This window comes from Bradyrhizobium pachyrhizi (assembly GCF_029714545.1).
GTDB lineage: Bacteria > Pseudomonadota > Alphaproteobacteria > Rhizobiales > Xanthobacteraceae > Bradyrhizobium > Bradyrhizobium pachyrhizi.
The window spans coordinates 3457889-3474950 of sequence record NZ_CP121667.1 but is presented as its reverse complement, the minus strand read 5'-3'; the positions used below and the strand labels follow the sequence as shown (position 1 = coordinate 3474950).

Sequence of the window (17062 nt, the reverse complement as noted above, 5' to 3'; positions counted from 1 at the left end):
TGACGACTACGCATTCAATGCCTTCGCAGAGAGGCTACTCGATCGAATGGCCGATCATCGTGCTGAGCTCGCGCACCAGGCGATCGGACATCTGTCCGGTCACCGGCAGCTTGCGGGCGCGCTCGAACTTCGCGATCGCGTGCTGGGTGTCGGCGCCGATCGTGCCGGTCGGCTTGAGCTGGCCGTAGCCATACTCGGTCAGCGTACGCTGGACCGCGGCGATACGTTTGCCGGCCGGGCTCAAATGCGCGGTCGGGATCGGTGCCGGCGGACGAACGACGCTGGACGGTGCGGCGGCCGGGGACGGTGCGGCGGCCGACGGCGCGGCGGTCGATTTCAGCACCAGATTGGCCATCGGATCGACCGGCTTGGCCTCGGCCTTGGGTTCTGCCGGCTTGGCTTCGACGGACCTCGTCTCGACCGGCTTGGTCTCCACCGGCTTCACGTCGACGGGCTTGCTCGGCTCCATGGCGGCCGGCTCGGCCGATCGGGCAGCGGCCTCGGCCGGACGCGGGCGCGGCATCGGGCTGGTGGCCGCGGCAACCGGGGCCGGCGGCGGCAGCGTCACCACCGAACCGCCGAACATCGGCGACGGATGACGGCCGGCCTGCAGGAACAGCGCATTGATCAGGATCGCAACGATGGCAGACGTCGCCAGCACGCCGGCAACCAGATCCTTCGGACTGTGCAGCAGCAGGCGCAGGACGAGGCCACGTTCCTCCTCGGCCGCGATGGCCACTGCCTTGGCGCCGCGGCGACGGCGCGGCGTTTCATCGTCATCCAAAGTCTGTCTAGGCACTCTTCTTCACCTGATGGGTTTGCTCTTGTAGTCCGGAACGCAGCGCGGGCTTCAGGGTCGAGACATTGCTGGACGGCTCGACGGCGGCGGGCGGGGTGAACGCCAGCGGCAGCGCCACCGACACCGTGGTGCCCTCGCCCACCTTGCTCTCCACATTCATCTCGCCGTGGTGCAGGCCAACCAGCCCCTTCACGATGGACAGACCAAGGCCGGTGCCTTCGTGGCGGCGCTGATAGGTCTTGCCGGCCTGGAAGAACGGATCGCCGATCCGCTTGAGATCATCGGCGGCGATGCCGACGCCGGTGTCCGAGACACGCAGCACCAGCCGCGATCCCTCGACGCCGGCCGACACGGTGACCTTGCCGCCGCGCTCGGTGAACTTGATGGCGTTGGAGACCAGATTGAGCACGATCTGCTTGAACGCACGCGGATCGCCGTTCACGATCGGCAGATCGTCCGGCACGCGGGTGACGAGGTCGACGCCGCTCTCGCGCGCCTTCAACGCCACCAGATTGCAGCAATTGAGCAGCGCCGGCCGCGGCGCAAACGGCTCCGGCGAAATCTCGAAATTGCCGGACTCCATCTTCGACATGTCGAGGATGCCGTTGACGACCGACAACAGATGCTGGCCGGAATCGTTGATCAGCTGCGCGTATTCCTTGCGGCGGGCCACGTCGAGGCCGAGCACGTCTTCCTGCGCGATCATCTCGGAAAAGCCGATGATGGCGTTGAGCGGGGTGCGCAGTTCGTGGCTCATGGTGGCCAGGAAGCGCGTCTTCGACGCATCGGCCTGCTCGGCCACGTTGCGCGCCTGTTCGAGCGCGTGCTCCTGCACCTTGCGATCGGTCACGTCGCGGATCACGGCGACGACCTCGGCATCGGCGGCGGCCTGATCGAGCGGGCGGCAGCGCATCTCGGCCCAGATGAATTCGGCGACGACATCGCCCCGCGCACCGTCACGGCGCACGCGGAACTCGACGCTGCGCGAGTCACCGCGCGCGGCGTCCGACAGCGCCGTGAGATAGGCCGGGCGATCGGCGACATGAACGCGATCGAACAGGCCGTGGCCAAGCAGCCGCGATGCCGGCACGCCGAGCATGTTCTCGGCCGCGGGCGAAATGAAGCGCACGGCGCCGTTGCGGCTGTGCCGCGACAGCACGTCGCTCATGTTATGCGCGAGCAGGCGGTAGCGCTCCTCCTCGACATAAAGCAGCGCCACGCTGGTGCGCGCCAGCGACTCCGCGCCGAAGGCGAGCCCGGCCGCGTAGAAGATCGCCGACACGACGCCGAAACCGACCAGCGTGCTGTTCGAGGCAACCGCGGGATCGACGACCGGCAGCACATGATAATGGCCGAGCGCGCTCAGCAGCGCCGCGCAGATCATCGCCAGCGCGAACGCAAACGCCACCACGCGCCGCGAGGCCGACAGCGCCGCCTCGATCGGAACGACGACGAGCCACACGGCGGCGAACGAGGCGATGCCGCCGGTCGTCGCCGCGATCATCATCACGAGACCGGCGAGCGCCAGCGACGACAGCACGTGCGCGCCTTCATAGCGGCCGGTGCGCGACAGGAACCACGACAGCAGGATCGGCGCGATCAGCCAGGCGAATGCCGCGACCTCGATCGCCGTCGGCGCACCGCGCATCGCAAGAAAGGCAGGGAACGAGGCAAGCGCCGCCAGGCTGCCGAGCAGCCGCGGCGCCATGAAGGCACGATGGCGCGCACGCGTAAGCGCATCATATTGCGCCGACGGATGCAGCAGCGCATCCAGGCAATCGCGGATCAGACTCAAACTACTCACAGCACTCGCGCTTCGGCTCAATCGTCAACACAGACGCGCCGGAACGCCTCCTTCGTGATTGCAGGTCAACGTGTCAGAGCGAACTTAAGCGAACGCTAAGGCTGGGCGGCCTGCCGCCAAACACCGTGCATTGGAGTGGGTTTGACCCGCTATTCACCGGCCATTTGTCGGGGATGGTGAACGGCTGGTTTCCGGATGCGGCGATCTATGGTTTCGAAATGGTGGACGCGGCGGATCTCGCGCATCCGGCGCGCGTCGGCCGCCATCAATCGAAAATTTACGGCGAATCAATTCAGGCGAATTTTCCGCGATTTTCCGGCGAATTTACTTCAATGCAGATACTTCCGATTTATCGACCGATGCTAACCCTCAAGGCCAATAGCGGCATCGACCGCGCAAGAAGCAAGACAAGACAGACGACCGGGATCGCGCCATGTTCTTCCTGCTGCGTTTGGCATTCTGGCTCGGGCTTGTGCTCGTGCTGCTGCCGAGAGACAAAACACCCGAGGCGGACAAGACGCCGCAGATCAGCGCGTCGGATGCGGTGTCGGCCGCGACCGCGACGATCAACGACATGGGTCAGTTCTGCAAGCGCCAGCCGTCCGCCTGCGAGGTCGGCGGCCAGGCCGCGACCGCGATCGGCCAGCGCGCGACCGACGGGGCGCGCAAGCTCTACCAGATCATCACCGACAAGAAGCCACCCGACCACACCGGCTCGATCGGCAAGGACGATACCGATTCAGCCACCGCGACCCGCGACACGCTGACCGCAGAGGATCAGTCGATCGAATTCCGCCTGCCGCCGACGCCGTGAGCGGAAACCAAAGCGCTGTCGAGCGAGGCAGGCACCGGTTCGCGTGAAGAAAACGCGTCAAAACAGCCGGGAACCGGTTCCATTTTCATCGCTTTCGCGGCCCGCCTTCCTATATAAGCCGTCAAGGACAGGACGCGGGCCACGATGACGACGATCGACGAAATCAGGGACAATTTTTCGCTGCTGGACGAGTGGGACGACCGTTACCGCTATGTCATCGAGCTCGGCCGCACGCTCGAGCCATTGTCGGAGGCGGAGCACTCGGCCGAGAACAAGGTGCAGGGCTGCGTCAGCCAGGTCTGGCTGTCGAAGCGGATCGAGCGCGATGCTAACGGCGAACCGCGCCTGATCTACATCGGCGATAGCGACGCCCACATCGTGCGCGGCCTGGTCGCGATCGTGCTGACGCTGTTTTCAGGGCAAACGCCCAAGGAAATCCTCGGCACCGACGCGCTCGCGCTGTTCGACGAATTCGGCTTCCGCGACCATCTGACGCCGCAGCGCTCCAACGGCCTGCGCTCGATGGTCGATCGCATCCGCAACGATGCGCGCGAGGCGCTGGCGTCCGCCGTGTAGATCTTTACTTCCGCTTCCGCGCCTGCTGACCGAGGCCCATCTTCTTGGCGAGCTGCGAGCGCGCCACCGCATAGTTCGGCGCCACCATCGGATAGTCGGCCGGCAGGCCCCATTTGTCGCGATACTGCTCCGGGGTCATGTTGTACTGGGTGCGCAGATGGCGCTTCAGCGACTTGAAGCGCTTGCCGTCCTCGAGGCACACCAGATATTCGGGCGTGATCGACTTCTTCATCGACACCGCGGGCTTGGCCGGCTCGCTCGGCGTGTCGCTGCGTCCGCTCGACACCCGCAGCAAGGCGGAGTGGACCTGGCTGATCAGGTTCGGAATGTCCGAGGCCGGCGTCGGATTGTTGCTGAGATAGGCCGAAACGATGTTGGCGGTCAGCTCGACCGGCGTTTTGCCTGACGTATCGGACATGGCTCAATCTTCCCCGTGCTATCGACAGCCCGGTGCCCACCGGACAGTATCCATGCGCAGCAATACATTAATGGAATCGCGTACTACTTTGCGAATATGCACGAATTGCAGCAAATCTGACAACAGCGGCCGCGTTTCCGGCTTCGGGCCGGCCGGTCGCAAGTATTGGCGCGGATCTTACGGCCGCTGCTCCAGATGCGACCTGAGCTCGTCGATCGAGGCAAATCGCATCATGCCCTCGGGCATCTGCGCCTCGATCGATCCATCCGAATAGAGCGAATAGGCCATGCCGTCGACGACGCCGGATTTGAGCACGGTTACCGGCGGCTGCTCCTGGGGCGGCGGCGGATGGCCCGATGACGGCGAGGCGGCGGCGGCCGACTGGGCCTCGCCGACAGTCGATGGCGTCCGGGGGCCGCGCCGCGGAGCGACGTCGACCGACCGCGGCCGGTCGGCCTTCGGCCAGGCATCGTCGAAGGTTGCCGGCGCCGGTTCGCCCGAACCGCCCGGATTCGGGCGTAGTTCCGGCGACAACAGATCCGGCGTGAGCGGCTCGGCGGCACGCCCCTGGTTCCGCTCACGCTCCTTGCGCGAGGAGGAGAACAGCAGATTGCGCCGCTTGGGCGGCGCAGCACTATCTGCGGGCGCGGCGGCCGGTGCAGGCGGCGGCACCTCGCCTGATGCGCCGCGCGAGGCGATCTCGTCGTGCCAGGGCGGCGGCGCCGCGGGAGCGGATGGCGGGAACGCTGGAGCCAGCGGCGGAGGCGCCGAGACCTTCGGCTCAGGCGGCGGGAACACCGGATCGTCGGGAGTGCCGCGCGGGGAAGTTGCAGATGGCGAGCCGGACCGCAGACCCACGGCAACGACGGCATCAAGCCGGTCGCCCATGGCCTGGAGTTCGCGAAGGATGGCGGCAAGGGCCAGAACAATCACGCCGGTACATGCGCCGGTCACGCCTGTTGCGATCAACGTGCCGCCGACGCTGAATTCCTTGTAGGGAATTCCGAGGCCGACCGCCGCCAAGCCCGCCACGACCAGGCCCGCGCCGACGACCAACAGACCAACCTTCATCGAACTAACCCCCGGGAGACCCGACCGAAAATCGGCGCGGGCCACCAACGCCACGATACCGTCATATTGCCCACACCGCCAACCGCCAATTGTAGACAGAGTTCCCTAAAATCCGGCTTAGCCAAGCCGCGATGCGTTGCTTCACCGCGGTCGCAGCGGCCGTCAGCCAGCCAGCTCCCGTAGATTTACTGGCTACGAATTGCTGCCAATTTATTGCAACGCATCTGGGAAATTACGCCACAATTACCAATTACTCGGAAACGGAACTGCGCTATGGATGCCGGGGAATGAGGCCCTAAAGCGCCAATCTGGGCCACAGGCACGCCGGTATCACTAGCTATGTCATCGATTACGACGTCTGCCCTCGAGGCGCCTGCGCGGCGCTCGGTGGAGAAGACCTGCGACGATCTCGCTGTCCTCGTCCTCGGCGTGGTCGCCGTGGTCGCCGGCTTGACGTTCCGCGACTACGGTCTGGGCTGGGACGATTACACCCACGCTGAATATGCCGACCTCCTGCTGCGCATGTACGAGTCCGGGTTCAAGGACACCGGCGCGCTGTCGTTTGCCAATCTGTATATGTACGGCGGCGGCTTCGACATGGCCGCGGCCCTGCTGCACAAGATCATTCCGCTCGAACTGTTCGAGACGCGCCGCCTGCTCGGCGCGATCGTCGGCGTTATCGGCCTTGCCGTAACCTGGCGCCTGGCGCGCCGTGTCGGCGGCCCGCTGGCGGGATTGGCGACGCTGCTGCTGCTGGCGCTGTGCCCGACCTTCTACGGCCACATGTTCATGAATCCGAAGGATGCGCCGTTCGCCGTGGCGATGGTGGTCCTGATCATGGGCCTGGTCCGCCTGATCGAGGAATATCCGGCGCCCTCGCCGCGCACCATCCTGATCGTCGGCCTGGGGGCCGGCCTGTCGATCGGCTGCCGCGTGCTTGGCGGGCTCGCATTGATCTACGCCGTGGTCGGCTTCGTCCCGCTCCTGATCGAGGAATTCCGCAAGCAGGGCCCGCGCGAGGCGACCCATCGCTTTGCCCATGTCGTCTATGTGCTGCTGCCGGGACTTGTGCTGGGCTATCTCGTGATGGGCCTGATCTGGCCGTGGTCGATCATGGAGCCCGGACACCCGCTCGAAGCGGTGACCTATTTCTCGCACTTCTTCGAGAAACCGTGGAAGGAGATGTTCGACGGCGCGCTGGTGTCGGTGCCGGACATGCCGTGGTCCTATCTGCCCACCTTGTTCGCGCTGCAGCTTCCCGAAGTGCTGCTGGTGCTGCTGGCCGCCGCCGTCGTCATCACCTTGATGTCGCTGTCGCGCTACGACGTCACCGCAAAGCGCAAGTCGATCATGCTGATGCTGACGCTGGCGGCGACGCTGCCGCTGGTGATCGCGATGGTGAAGCGGCCGGCGCTCTATAACGGCATCCGTCACTTCATCTTCGTGATTCCGCCGATGACGGTGCTGGCTGGCGTCGCATTCGCGCGCGGCATGGACTGGCTCGGCGAGAACCGCCGCGCCTGGCAGCCCGCGGCGCTCGCCATGTTCGCGTTCGGCCTCTTGCTGCCGCTCAGCGAAATGATCCGCCTGCATCCGTATCAGTACACGCACTTCAACCACATCGCCGGCACGGTGCGCACCGCGGACAACTTCTTCATGCTGGACTATTGGGGGCTGGCACTGAAGCAGGCATCCGACGGGCTGCGCGAGCAGCTGGCGGAGCGGCAGGAAGTGCCGCCGCAGAACCGCAAGTGGAAGGTCGCGGTGTGCGGACCGCAGCGCCCCGCGCAGGTCGCGCTCGGCCCCGATTTCACGATCGGCTGGGACAGCAATGCCGCCGACTTCGCGATGACGCTCGGCGAATTCTACTGCAAGGGCCTGGCCGCGCCGGTCATGGTCGAGATCAAGCGCGACGACGTCGTGTTCGCCCGCGTCTACGACATCCGCGGCCGCAGCATCTCGAGCCTGCTGGCGATCCCGGCGCCGTAACGCATCACGCTGCCCACTGACGATTGCCGTTCCGATCGTGGGCCGCATGCCGACATGACTGTCACGCCGTTACCCTGTCTTGCTGCGGTCCGGCGGCGGCGCTACGCTTGGACCAAGCAATAACGCCATCAATGGAGCAATCGGCCATGTCGCCAGCGGAAGCGCGCCTGAAGGAAGTGCCGTCGGATATGAGTGCGGCGGAATGGGAGCAGCGGATCAATCTTGCTGCCTGCTACCGGCTGGTCGCGCTCTATGGCTGGGACGATCTGGTCGATACCCACATCTCCGCCCGCGTGCCCGGGCCCGAGCATCACTTCCTGATCAACCCCTACGGGCTGATGTTCGACGAGATCACCGCGTCGAGCCTCGTCAAGGTCGACCTCGACGGCAACCAGCTCTCGAAGAGCGACTACAGCATCAACCCGGCCGGCTTCACCATCCATTCGGCGATCCACGAGGTGCGCGAGGACGCCGGCTGCGTGCTCCATCTGCACACCGTCGACGGCACCGCGGTGTCGAGCGGCCCCGACGGGCTGCTGCCGCTGAACCAGACCGCACAGCTCGTCACCCACGACCTCGCCTACCACGACTATGAAGGCATCGCGCTCGATCATGACGAGCGCCCGCGCCTGCAGCGCGATCTCGGCAGCAAGAACCACATGCTGCTGCGCAATCACGGCACCCTGACGGTCGGCCGCTCGGTCGCCTCCGCGTTCGAGCGGATGTACCATCTGGAGCGCGCCTGCTCGATGCAGGTGGCAACCCGCGCGCTCGGACCGATCGCCTATCCGGTCGACCAGCATGCGATCGACAAGAACACCGAGCTGCTCTCCAACCCGGATCGCGCCGAGCTGCGCTCGACCCAGCTGGTCTGGCCGCCGCTGCTGCGCAAGCTCGACCGGGTCAATCCCGGCTACCGTGATTGAAATTTCATAATCTTCGGGTAGGCTAACGGCCAACACCCTCTGCACGATCGGAATCAAAACGCCGCCCAATTCCGGGCGGCGTTTTTACGTGAATTGCCCTTGCGCTATTTGGCGTCGGCGAACGCCGCCAGGATCCGTGCCCAGGAGCGGATGCCCTTGTGGTAACTCTTGAGGTCGTACTTCTCGTTCGGCGAATGGATGTTGTCGTCGTCGAGCCCGAAGCCGATCAGCACGCTGTCGAGGCCGAGCGTGTGCTTGAAATCGGCGACAATCGGGATCGAGGCGCCGGAGCCGATCAGCAGCGCCTCCTTGCCCCATTCGTCGGTCAGCGCGCGGCGCGCGGCTGCCAGCGGCTTCATGTTCCAGTCGAGCGCGATCGCCGGGGCGCTGGAATGGTCGGTGAACTCGGCCTTGCAGTCGGCCGGCAGGCGCGCCTTCACATAGTCGCGGAACGCCTTTCGGATCTTCTCGGGATCCTGTCCCTCGACCAGGCGGAACGAGACCTTCGCCGACGCCTCGGCCGCGATCACCGTCTTGGAGCCCTCGCCGGTATAGCCGCCGACGATGCCGTTGATGTCGCAGGTCGGGCGCGAGGAGACCTGCTCGATCAGGAGCCGGTCCTTTTCGCCGGCGGGCACCGAGAGGCCGATCGGCTTGAGGAAGCTCTCCGGCGTCAGATTGAGCTGCTTCCACTGGGCCAGAATGTCCGGCGGCAAATCCATCACGCCGTCATAGAAACCCGGGATGGTGATGTGACCGTTCTCGTCATGCAGGCCGCCGAGAATCCGCGTCAGCACACGGATCGGGTTCTGCGCGCCGCCGCCGAACACGCCGGAATGCAGGTCGCGATTGGCGGCCTTGATCTTGACCTCGTCATAGACCAGGCCGCGCAAGGAGGTGGTGATCGCCGGCGTATTCGGGTCCCACATGCCGGTGTCGCAGACCAGCGCGAAGTCGGCCTTGAGATCGTCCTTGTTCGCCTCGAGGAACGGCACGAAATTCTTCGAACCGATCTCCTCTTCACCCTCGATGACGATGGTGATGTCGACCGGCAGCGATCCCGTCACCGTCTTCCAGGCACGGCACGCCTCGACGAAGGTCATCAACTGTCCCTTGTCGTCCTCGGCGCCGCGCGCGACGATGATCTTGCGCCCGTCGGCATGGTCGGTCACGACAGGTTCGAACGGCGGACGGTGCCAGAGATTCAAGGGATCGACCGGCTGCACGTCGTAGTGGCCGTAGAACAGCACGTGCGGGCGTCCGTCGCTCGAGCCGTTCAGCTTGCCGACCACGGCCGGATGGCCGGCAGTCGGCCGCACTTCGGTCTTGAAGCCGAGGGTTGCGATGTCCTTGGCGATATGATCGGCAGCCGCCTTGCAGTCATCAGCGAAGGCCGGATCGGCCGAGATCGATTTGATCCGCAGCAGCGTGAACAGCCGCTCGAGGCTGTTGTCGAAATCGGCGTCGATGCGATCGAGGACGGGCTGCAGCTTGGCGTTGGACATCGCGGATATCCTTTTTGTTGGACGTTGCGCCAGGTTGTAGCGCGCCGGCCGCGGGAGGCAAAGCCGGTCTCCGGTTTCGGTCGACCGGCGCGATGCTATCGGCGCAGCAATCCACCGAGTGCGCCGCGCACCAGCGCCCGGCCGATCGAACCGCCAACCGAACCACCGAGCGATTTGCCGAGATCGGCGGCCACGCCGCCGATCACCTTGTCGGTCACCGAGCGCGTGACACTGCGCGCGATCACCTGCCCGGTCGACATGCGGCCGCGCTTGACGTTGGTGCCGAAGATCGTGGACGCGATCGAACCGATCTGGCCGAAGATGCCGCCCCCCTCGCCGCCAGCGCTGCCGCCGGCCGGCGCCGCCGTTCCGGCGAGCCGCTTCTGGATGATCTCGTAGGCGGATTCGGCATCGACCGCGGTGTCGTATTTGCCCTTCACCGGGCTCGCATCCATGATCGCCTTGCGCTCCTCCGGCGTGATCGGCCCGATCCGCGCCGACGGCGGGCGCACCATGACGCGCTCGACCATCGACGGCGTGCCGCCGCCCTCGAGGAACGACACCAGCGCCTCGCCCTTGCCGAGCTCCATGATCACCCGCGCGGTGTCGAGCTTCGGATTGGGCCGGAAGGTCTGTGCGGCCGCGGCAACCGCCTTCTGGTCGCGCGGCGTGAAGGCGCGCAGCGCGTGCTGCACGCGGTTGCCGAGCTGCGCCAGCACCTTGTCCGGCACGTCGATCGGATTCTGCGTGACGAAATAGACGCCGACGCCCTTGGAGCGGATCAGCCGCACCACCTGCTCGATCTTGTCCATCAGCGCCTTCGGCGCGTCGGTGAACAAGAGATGCGCCTCGTCGAAGAAGAACACCAGCTTCGGCTTCGGCAGGTCGCCGGCCTCCGGCAATTCCTCGAACAATTCCGAAAGCATCCAGAGCAGGAAGGTGGCGTAAAGCCGCGGGCTCTGCATCAGCTTGTCGGCGACCAGGATATTGACCATGCCGCGGCCGTCGCGGTCGGTGCGCATGAAATCCTTCAGCGTCAGCGCCGGCTCGCCGAAGAACTTGGCGCCGCCCTGATTCTCGAGCACCAGGAGCTGACGCTGGATCGTTCCGACGGTCGCCTTGGACACATTGCCGTAGCCTTGCGCGGCCTTACGGATCGGCGCCAGCGGATCCTCCTCGTCGTCGGCGGCCTTCTTGCTGCCGTCCGGGGCGATCGCATCCAGCAGCGCCCGCAGGTCCTTCATGTCGATCAGCGTGAGACCGTTCTCGTCGGCGACGCGGAAGGCAACATTGAGCACGCCTTCCTGCACGTCGTTCAGATCGAGCATCCGCGAGAGCAGCAGCGGTCCCATCTCGGTGACGGTGGCGCGCACCGGCTGGCCCTGCTCGCCGAACACGTCCCAGAATACGGTCGAGAACTGATCCGGCTGAAAGGTCAGACCCATCTCCTTGGCACGCTTCAGGATAAAGTCCTTGGCCTCGCCGACTTCGGAGATACCGGAAAGATCGCCCTTGATGTCGGCTGCGAAAACCGGAACGCCGGCGCGCGCAAATCCTTCAGCCATGACCTGTAGCGTGACGGTCTTGCCGGTTCCGGTCGCACCGGTCACAAGGCCGTGGCGGTTGGCCAGCGCAAGCGTCAGCCAGGCCGTTTCCTCGCCCTTGCCGATAAAGATTTTCTCATCGGTGTCGGCCAACTTGTTGTCGGACGTCGCCATCGCTTCGCCTCTTAACGCGATTTTAAATCAGCTCGATCCATTCGAACCGATGACATCATATTGCATCTTGCAGGTCGATTGAAACCATCGGCGCGCACTGATGTATATTGTCGCTGCACCAGTTCCTCATACTTTATTCCCGGCCAAGTGACGAAAGGCATTGCGCATTGCGACAAGATGGTGTGAATCCGCCGCTCACTCTTGCAGAGGTGCAACACTCCCGACGCGATTGAAAAAGAAAACGAACTGAAATGCGCGGATCGCTTGTATTTCGTGACACAGGCGCTCAAGATAAATCTTCAAGAATGATCCGGCAAAAACCGGTTGAGGCGGGGCAATATGGACGAATTGGTTGGGCAGCTGGCCGCGAAGGCCGGCATCGACGGTGCTGTCGCTGAAAAAACCATCGGCATCGTTCTGGGTTTCCTCCGTAACGAGGGACCTTCCGACAAAGTTCAGGCTCTGATCGACCAAATCCCCGGCGCCGAAGCGGCAATCGCCGCCTCCAACAACAGCGGTGGTCTATCGCGGTTGATGGGTGGCGGTCTGATGGCTGTCGGCACCCGGCTGATGGCGCTTGGATTGAGCATGAGTGAGATTCAGAACGTCGCGCGTGAACTTTTCAGGTTCGGCCGCGACAAAATCGGAGCGGATCAAATGGGCGAGATCATCTCGGGGACGCCGGGCCTCAGCCAGTTTGCCTGAAGCATTCTCCCAAACGCCATTGCACGTGCGCTCCCTTCTACCTGCATACGAGTATCATGACATACCCCCTCTCCGAGATCGAAGGCCTGTCCGCCTATTGCGCCACCAAACTGAAATCGCAGGGTATCCGCACGACCGACGCACTGCTTGAAGCCGCCCGCACCGTCAAGGGACGCAAGGCGCTCGCCACCAAGACCGGGATCAGCGAACAACAATTGCTCGAATGGGCCAACATCTCCGACTACATGCGGATTCCCGGCATGGGCAAGGCGAAGGTCGGCCTGGTCCGCGCCGCCGGCGTCACCACCGTGCGCGAGCTCGCGCACCGCAACCCGTCGCGGCTCGCGCAGAGCATGAAGGACGCCAATGTGCGTCGTAAGCTCGTCCGCGTGATGCCGTCGGAGAAGTCGGTCGAGCTGCTGATCGAAGAGGCACGCAAGCTGCCTCCCAAGATCACCTATTAGCCTGTCTTAACGGCATTCGGCCGCCGGCCGCGTCACACGTCATCGCCACACCTTGACTTGCCGCTGCGGTCAGCGCAAAGCCACCGCATGATGGCGAGCAAGCCGATAGCATCGACGGTGACCGGCCCGGCCGTATCGGCGGTGCTGCCGGCGCTGTTGTCGCGGCCTTATCCGGCCGTGATGGGCATCCTGAACGTGACGCCGGACTCGTTCTCCGACGGCGGCCAGTTCGCCGCACCCGAAGAGGCGCTGGCGCAGGCCCGCAAGCTGGTCGCCGAAGGCGCCGATATCATCGACATCGGCGCGGAATCCACCCGTCCCTACGGCTCGCAGCCGGTCACCGCCGAGGCCGAGATGGCGCGGCTGAAGCCGGTGCTGGCCGACGTGATCGCGCTTGGCGTGCCGGTCTCGATCGACAGCATGAAATCGGAGGTCGTGGCCTGGGCGCTCGACCACGGCGCGGCGATCGCCAATGACGTCTGGGGCCTGCAGCGCGATGCCGGCATGGCGCCGCTCGTCGCCGCACGCGGCGTGCCCGTGATCATCATGCACAATCGCGAGCAGGCCGATCCGGCGATCGACATCATGCAGGACATCGCCGCGTTCTTCACCCGCTCGCTCGCGATCGCCGCGAGCGTCGGCATTTCGCCCGACCGGATCGTGCTCGATCCCGGCATCGGCTTCGGCAAGACCCCGGAGCAGAGCATGACCGCGCTGGCGCGGCTCTCCGAGCTCGACGCGTTCCGACTGCCGCTGCTGGTCGGCGCCTCGCGCAAGCGCTTCATCAGCACGGTCGTGCCGTCGGAGCCGCAACAGCGGATCGGCGGCTCGATCGCGGCGCATCTGATCGCCGCGCAGAATGGCGCCCGCATCATCCGCGCGCATGACGTCGCCGAAACCGTTCAGGCGCTGCGCGTGGCCGCAACAATCGAGGGACAGCAATGACCGATACGATCTTCATCACCGGGATCGTCATCCATGCCCGTCATGGCGTGATGGAACATGAGACCGAAGTCGGGCAGCGTTTCGTCATCGATCTCGAGCTCTATACCGACCTCTCGGAATCCTCGCGCACCGACCGCCTCTCCGATACGGTCTCCTATTCCAACGTGGTGGCGACCGCCACATCGGCATTCAAGAACACCAACTACAAGCTGCTGGAGCGCGCCGCCGGCGCGGTGGCCGAGGACATCCTGGCGAGCTTCCCGCGGATCCGGGCGGTCAAGGTCACGGTGCACAAGCCGCACGCGCCGATCGCCGCGATCTTCGACGATGTCGGCGTGGTGCTGACCCGCTCGCGCCATCAACCGCCCCAGGGTTGAACGCAGATGGCTGACGTCCTGATCGCCCTCGGCGGCAATGTCGGCGACGTCCGCACGACGTTTCGCAAGGCGATCGCCAATATCTGCGGCATGACCCAGGCCGCGCTTATCGCGCGCTCGTCGGATTATTCGACGCCGCCCTGGGGCGAGCAGCAGCAGGACAGCTTCATCAACGCCTGCATCGAGATCGAGACCAGTCTCGATCCGCACGCGCTGCTGTTCACGCTGCACAAGATCGAAGCCAAATTCGGCCGCGACCGCGCCAATGAGCAGCGCTGGGGGCCGCGCACCCTCGATCTCGACCTGATCGCCTATGACGACGTCACACTGAACAAGCCGGAACTGACGCTGCCGCATCCGCGCCTGTTCGAACGCGCTTTCGTGCTGGTGCCGCTCGCCGAGATCGTTCCCGACCGCGTCATCGCCGGGCGCCGCGTCGCCGATGCGCTCGCCAAGGTCTCTACCGACGGTATTTTCCGTCTAGCGGACCTCGATTAAAGCCAAACCATCGCAAACAACCGTTTGGCTTGGCCGCCCGCCCGTGGCAATTTCCGGCCAAATCAAGGGGCCCCGCGCGGGCCGGTGAAGGACGATTTGGGCGGATGACGACCTCGACTGACGATTTGGCTCTGGCTTCGGATTTTCGACCTGCGACCTATGACGACTGGCGCAAGCTGGTCGACGGCGTGCTGAAGGGCGCCCCGTTCGAGAAGCTGGTCGGCAAGACCTATGACGGCCTGAAGATCGATCCGATCTACCGCCGCGCCACCAACACAAACCCGCTTGCCGGCCGCGCCGCCGCTGCGCCCTGGCAGATCCTGCAGCGGGTCGATCATCCCGATGCCGCACAGGCTAATGCGCAAGCGCTGCAGGATCTCGAGAACGGCGCGACCGGCCTCGAATTCGAGTTCGCCGGCGGTCCCGGTGCGCGCGGCTTCGGTCTTGCCGACGCCAGCAAGAAGACGCTGGCGCGCGCCTGCGGCGGCATCCATCTCGATGCCGGCATCATGATCGCGCTCAATCCGGTGATCGGCCGCGAGAACGCCGGCGAGACCTTTGCCGACATGGTCGAGGCCCGCAAGCTCGACCCGGCCAAGCTCGATCTGCATTTCAATTACCAGGCGCTCAGCACCATGGCCGTGCGCGGCGCCGCGGCCATCGCCTGGCCCAACTACGAAAAGTCGTTCGGCCAGGTCGTCAATGGCCTGATCAGGCGCGGCTTCAAGGGGCCGTTCGTGCTGGCCGACGGCCGGCCGGTCCATGACGCCGGCGGTTCCGAGGTGCAGGAACTCGCGTTCACGCTCGCGCTGGGCCTCGCCTATCTGCGCATGCTGGAAGGCGCCGGCATCGATCTCGATGCGGCGCGCGCGGGCATCTCGTTCCGCCTCAGCGCCGATGCCGACCAGTTCCTGACCATGGCGAAATTCCGCGCGCTGCGGCTGCTCTGGGCACGGGTCGAGCAGGCCTGTGGGCTTGCGCCGAAGCCGATCTTCGTCAACGCGCAAACCGCCTGGCGGATGCTGACCCAGCGCGATCCCAATGTGAACATGCTGCGCGCGACGATCGCGACCTTTGCGGCCGGGCTCGGCGGCGCCAATGCGATCACGGTGCTGCCGCACACGCTGGCGCTCGGCCTGCCCGACGACTTCGCCCGGCGCGTGGCGCGCAACACGCAACTCGTGCTGCTCGATGAATCCAACCTGGCAAAGGTGTCCGATCCCGCGGCCGGCGCCGGCGGCATCGAGACTCTGACCTCGCAACTCTGCGAGGCGGCGTGGACGCTGTTCCAGGAGATCGAGAAGGCCGGCGGCATCTTCGCCGCGCTCGAGCAGGGGCTGCTGCAAAACAAGGTCGCCGCGACGCGATTGCTGCGCGAGACCAATGTGGCGAAGCGCCGCGACGTGCTGACCGGCGCCAGCGAATTTCCGGATCTGCGCGAGGCCGCCCCCGCGGTGCTGGATGTGAAACCATCAGCGCCGGCGTCCCTCGCCGGCACCAAGGTGAAGTTCGACGCCCTCGCGCCGATGCGGCTTGCCGAACCGTTCGAGGCGCTGCGCGACAAGTCGGATGCCGCGCTGAAGGCGCATGGCGCACGGCCGAAGATATTCCTGGCCAATCTCGGCACCCCCGCGGACTTCACGGCCCGCGCGACCTTCGCCAAGAGTTTCTTCGAAACCGGCGGGATCGAGGCTATCGACAGCGAGGGTTTTGCCGACGCCGCGGCGCTGGCCGCGGCCTACAAGGCCTCGGGCGCAACGATGGCATGCATTTGTTCCTCGGATAAGGTCTATGCCGCCAGCGCCGTTGAGGCCGCCAGGGCCCTTCAAGGCGCCGGTGCAAGGCATATCTATCTGGCAGGGCGGCCCGCCGACCAGGAAGCGGCGCTGCGGGCGGCCGGCATCGGCGAGTCCGTCTTCGCCGGCGGTGATGCGCTGGCGACATTGCGCGACGCCTATCGGCAGATGGAGCAGACATGAGCGCAGAGGCACCATCGACACCCGTTCTGACCGGCGGCTGCCAGTGCGGCGCCGTCCGATTTGCCGTCTCGGCGGCACCGACCCGGATCAGCATCTGCCACTGCCGGATGTGCCAGAAAGCGTCCGGGGCGCCATTTGCCTCTTTCGCCGACATCGATCGCAACGACTTCAAATGGACCCGCGGCAAGCCCGCCGCGTTCAGGTCCTCCTCGATCGCCGAGCGCGACTTCTGCGCCGCCTGCGGAACGCCCCTGAGCTTCCGCCGCATCGACGGGCCGCGGATCGAGATCATGACCGGCGCCTTCGACCGGCCCGACCGGGTGATACCGACGCAACAATTCGGAACCGAGTCCCGCCACGGCTGGGTGGTCGGCATTGCCAACCTGCCGAGCCAGACCACGATGCAGAATTACGGACCGGACAAGATGGCGACGATCGTCAGCCATCAGCATCCGGACCATGATTGAGTTAGAA

At 65.3% G+C, this 17062-nt stretch carries 17 protein-coding genes; 11 read left to right on the top strand and 6 right to left on the bottom strand.

What is annotated here, in order from left to right; translation table 11 throughout:
• Positions 1-34: 34 nt before the first annotated feature.
• Positions 35-799 carry a peptidoglycan-binding domain-containing protein gene (locus QA639_RS15910; RefSeq protein WP_028331636.1) on the bottom strand — a complete coding sequence of 255 codons (765 nt, stop codon included), beginning with the start codon at positions 797-799 and terminating at the stop codon, positions 35-37.
• Positions 792-2603, bottom strand: coding sequence for a PAS domain-containing sensor histidine kinase (locus QA639_RS15905; protein ID WP_038377095.1), 1812 nt, complete (start codon positions 2601-2603; stop codon positions 792-794). Before QA639_RS15905 ends, QA639_RS15910 begins: the two co-directional genes overlap by 8 nt.
• Positions 2604-3036: 433 nt before the next feature.
• On the opposite strand from QA639_RS15905, the gene QA639_RS15900 reads away from it, so the two are divergent.
• A complete protein-coding gene (locus tag QA639_RS15900; protein ID WP_028331638.1) occupies positions 3037-3417 on the top strand; it encodes a DUF5330 domain-containing protein in 381 nt (126 codons plus the stop codon).
• A 144-nt stretch (positions 3418-3561) separates the two neighbouring features.
• On the top strand, positions 3562-3993 hold the full coding sequence (locus QA639_RS15895) for a SufE family protein (protein WP_028331639.1): 432 nt from the start codon (positions 3562-3564) through the stop codon (positions 3991-3993).
• Positions 3994-3997: 4 nt separating this feature from the next.
• Here the strand turns inward: QA639_RS15895 and QA639_RS15890 are convergent, their stop codons facing one another.
• Together QA639_RS15890 and QA639_RS15885 are read right to left on the bottom strand one after the other, a co-directional pair.
• Positions 3998-4411, bottom strand: coding sequence for a Ros/MucR family transcriptional regulator (locus QA639_RS15890; protein WP_018270656.1), 414 nt, complete (start codon positions 4409-4411; stop codon positions 3998-4000).
• 177 nt (positions 4412-4588) lie between these two features.
• Complete coding sequence (locus QA639_RS15885) at positions 4589-5482, bottom strand: hypothetical protein (protein ID WP_028331640.1); 894 nt, start codon at positions 5480-5482, stop codon at positions 4589-4591.
• 339 nt (positions 5483-5821) lie between these two features.
• On the opposite strand from QA639_RS15885, the gene QA639_RS15880 reads away from it, so the two are divergent.
• Positions 5822-7471 (top strand): glycosyltransferase family 39 protein, encoded by a 1650-nt coding sequence (locus QA639_RS15880; RefSeq protein ID WP_283090195.1) that lies wholly within the window; start codon positions 5822-5824, stop codon positions 7469-7471.
• A 146-nt stretch (positions 7472-7617) separates the two neighbouring features.
• On the top strand, positions 7618-8397 hold the full coding sequence (locus tag QA639_RS15875) for a class II aldolase/adducin family protein (RefSeq protein WP_028331642.1): 780 nt from the start codon (positions 7618-7620) through the stop codon (positions 8395-8397).
• A 104-nt stretch (positions 8398-8501) separates the two neighbouring features.
• Here QA639_RS15875 and QA639_RS15870 read toward each other — a convergent pair whose 3' ends face one another.
• Both QA639_RS15870 and QA639_RS15865 read right to left on the bottom strand, forming a co-directional pair.
• On the bottom strand, positions 8502-9902 hold the full coding sequence (locus tag QA639_RS15870; RefSeq protein WP_028331643.1) for a M20/M25/M40 family metallo-hydrolase: 1401 nt from the start codon (positions 9900-9902) through the stop codon (positions 8502-8504).
• Positions 9903-9997: 95 nt separating this feature from the next.
• Entirely contained in the window at positions 9998-11620 is a 1623-nt protein-coding gene (locus QA639_RS15865) for a helicase HerA-like domain-containing protein (RefSeq protein ID WP_028331644.1), read from the bottom strand.
• A 339-nt stretch (positions 11621-11959) separates the two neighbouring features.
• Here QA639_RS15865 and QA639_RS15860 point away from each other — a divergent pair, with 339 nt between their 5' ends.
• The 7 genes from QA639_RS15860 (at position 11960) to QA639_RS15830 (ending at position 17055) form a co-directional block, all read left to right on the top strand.
• A complete protein-coding gene (locus QA639_RS15860; protein WP_016841849.1) occupies positions 11960-12325 on the top strand; it encodes a hypothetical protein in 366 nt (121 codons plus the stop codon).
• A 56-nt stretch (positions 12326-12381) separates the two neighbouring features.
• Positions 12382-12789 carry a DUF4332 domain-containing protein gene (locus QA639_RS15855; protein WP_028331645.1) on the top strand — a complete coding sequence of 136 codons (408 nt, stop codon included), beginning with the start codon at positions 12382-12384 and terminating at the stop codon, positions 12787-12789.
• A gap of 87 nt (positions 12790-12876) precedes the next feature.
• Positions 12877-13734 (top strand): dihydropteroate synthase, encoded by an 858-nt coding sequence (folP, locus tag QA639_RS15850; RefSeq protein WP_050387176.1) that lies wholly within the window; start codon positions 12877-12879, stop codon positions 13732-13734.
• Positions 13731-14111 (top strand): dihydroneopterin aldolase, encoded by a 381-nt coding sequence (gene folB, locus QA639_RS15845; protein ID WP_016842351.1) that lies wholly within the window; start codon positions 13731-13733, stop codon positions 14109-14111. Before folP ends, folB begins: the two co-directional genes overlap by 4 nt.
• Before the next feature lie 6 nt (positions 14112-14117).
• Complete coding sequence (gene folK / locus QA639_RS15840) at positions 14118-14609, top strand: 2-amino-4-hydroxy-6-hydroxymethyldihydropteridine diphosphokinase (protein ID WP_028331647.1); 492 nt, start codon at positions 14118-14120, stop codon at positions 14607-14609.
• A gap of 104 nt (positions 14610-14713) precedes the next feature.
• Entirely contained in the window at positions 14714-16588 is a 1875-nt protein-coding gene (locus QA639_RS15835; RefSeq protein WP_157347948.1) for a methylmalonyl-CoA mutase family protein, read from the top strand.
• Positions 16585-17055: a GFA family protein gene (locus QA639_RS15830; RefSeq protein ID WP_028331649.1), complete on the top strand. Its 471-nt coding sequence runs from the start codon at positions 16585-16587 to the stop codon at positions 17053-17055. The genes QA639_RS15835 and QA639_RS15830 overlap by 4 nt, the downstream gene beginning before the upstream one ends.
• Positions 17056-17062: the final 7 nt, after the last annotated feature.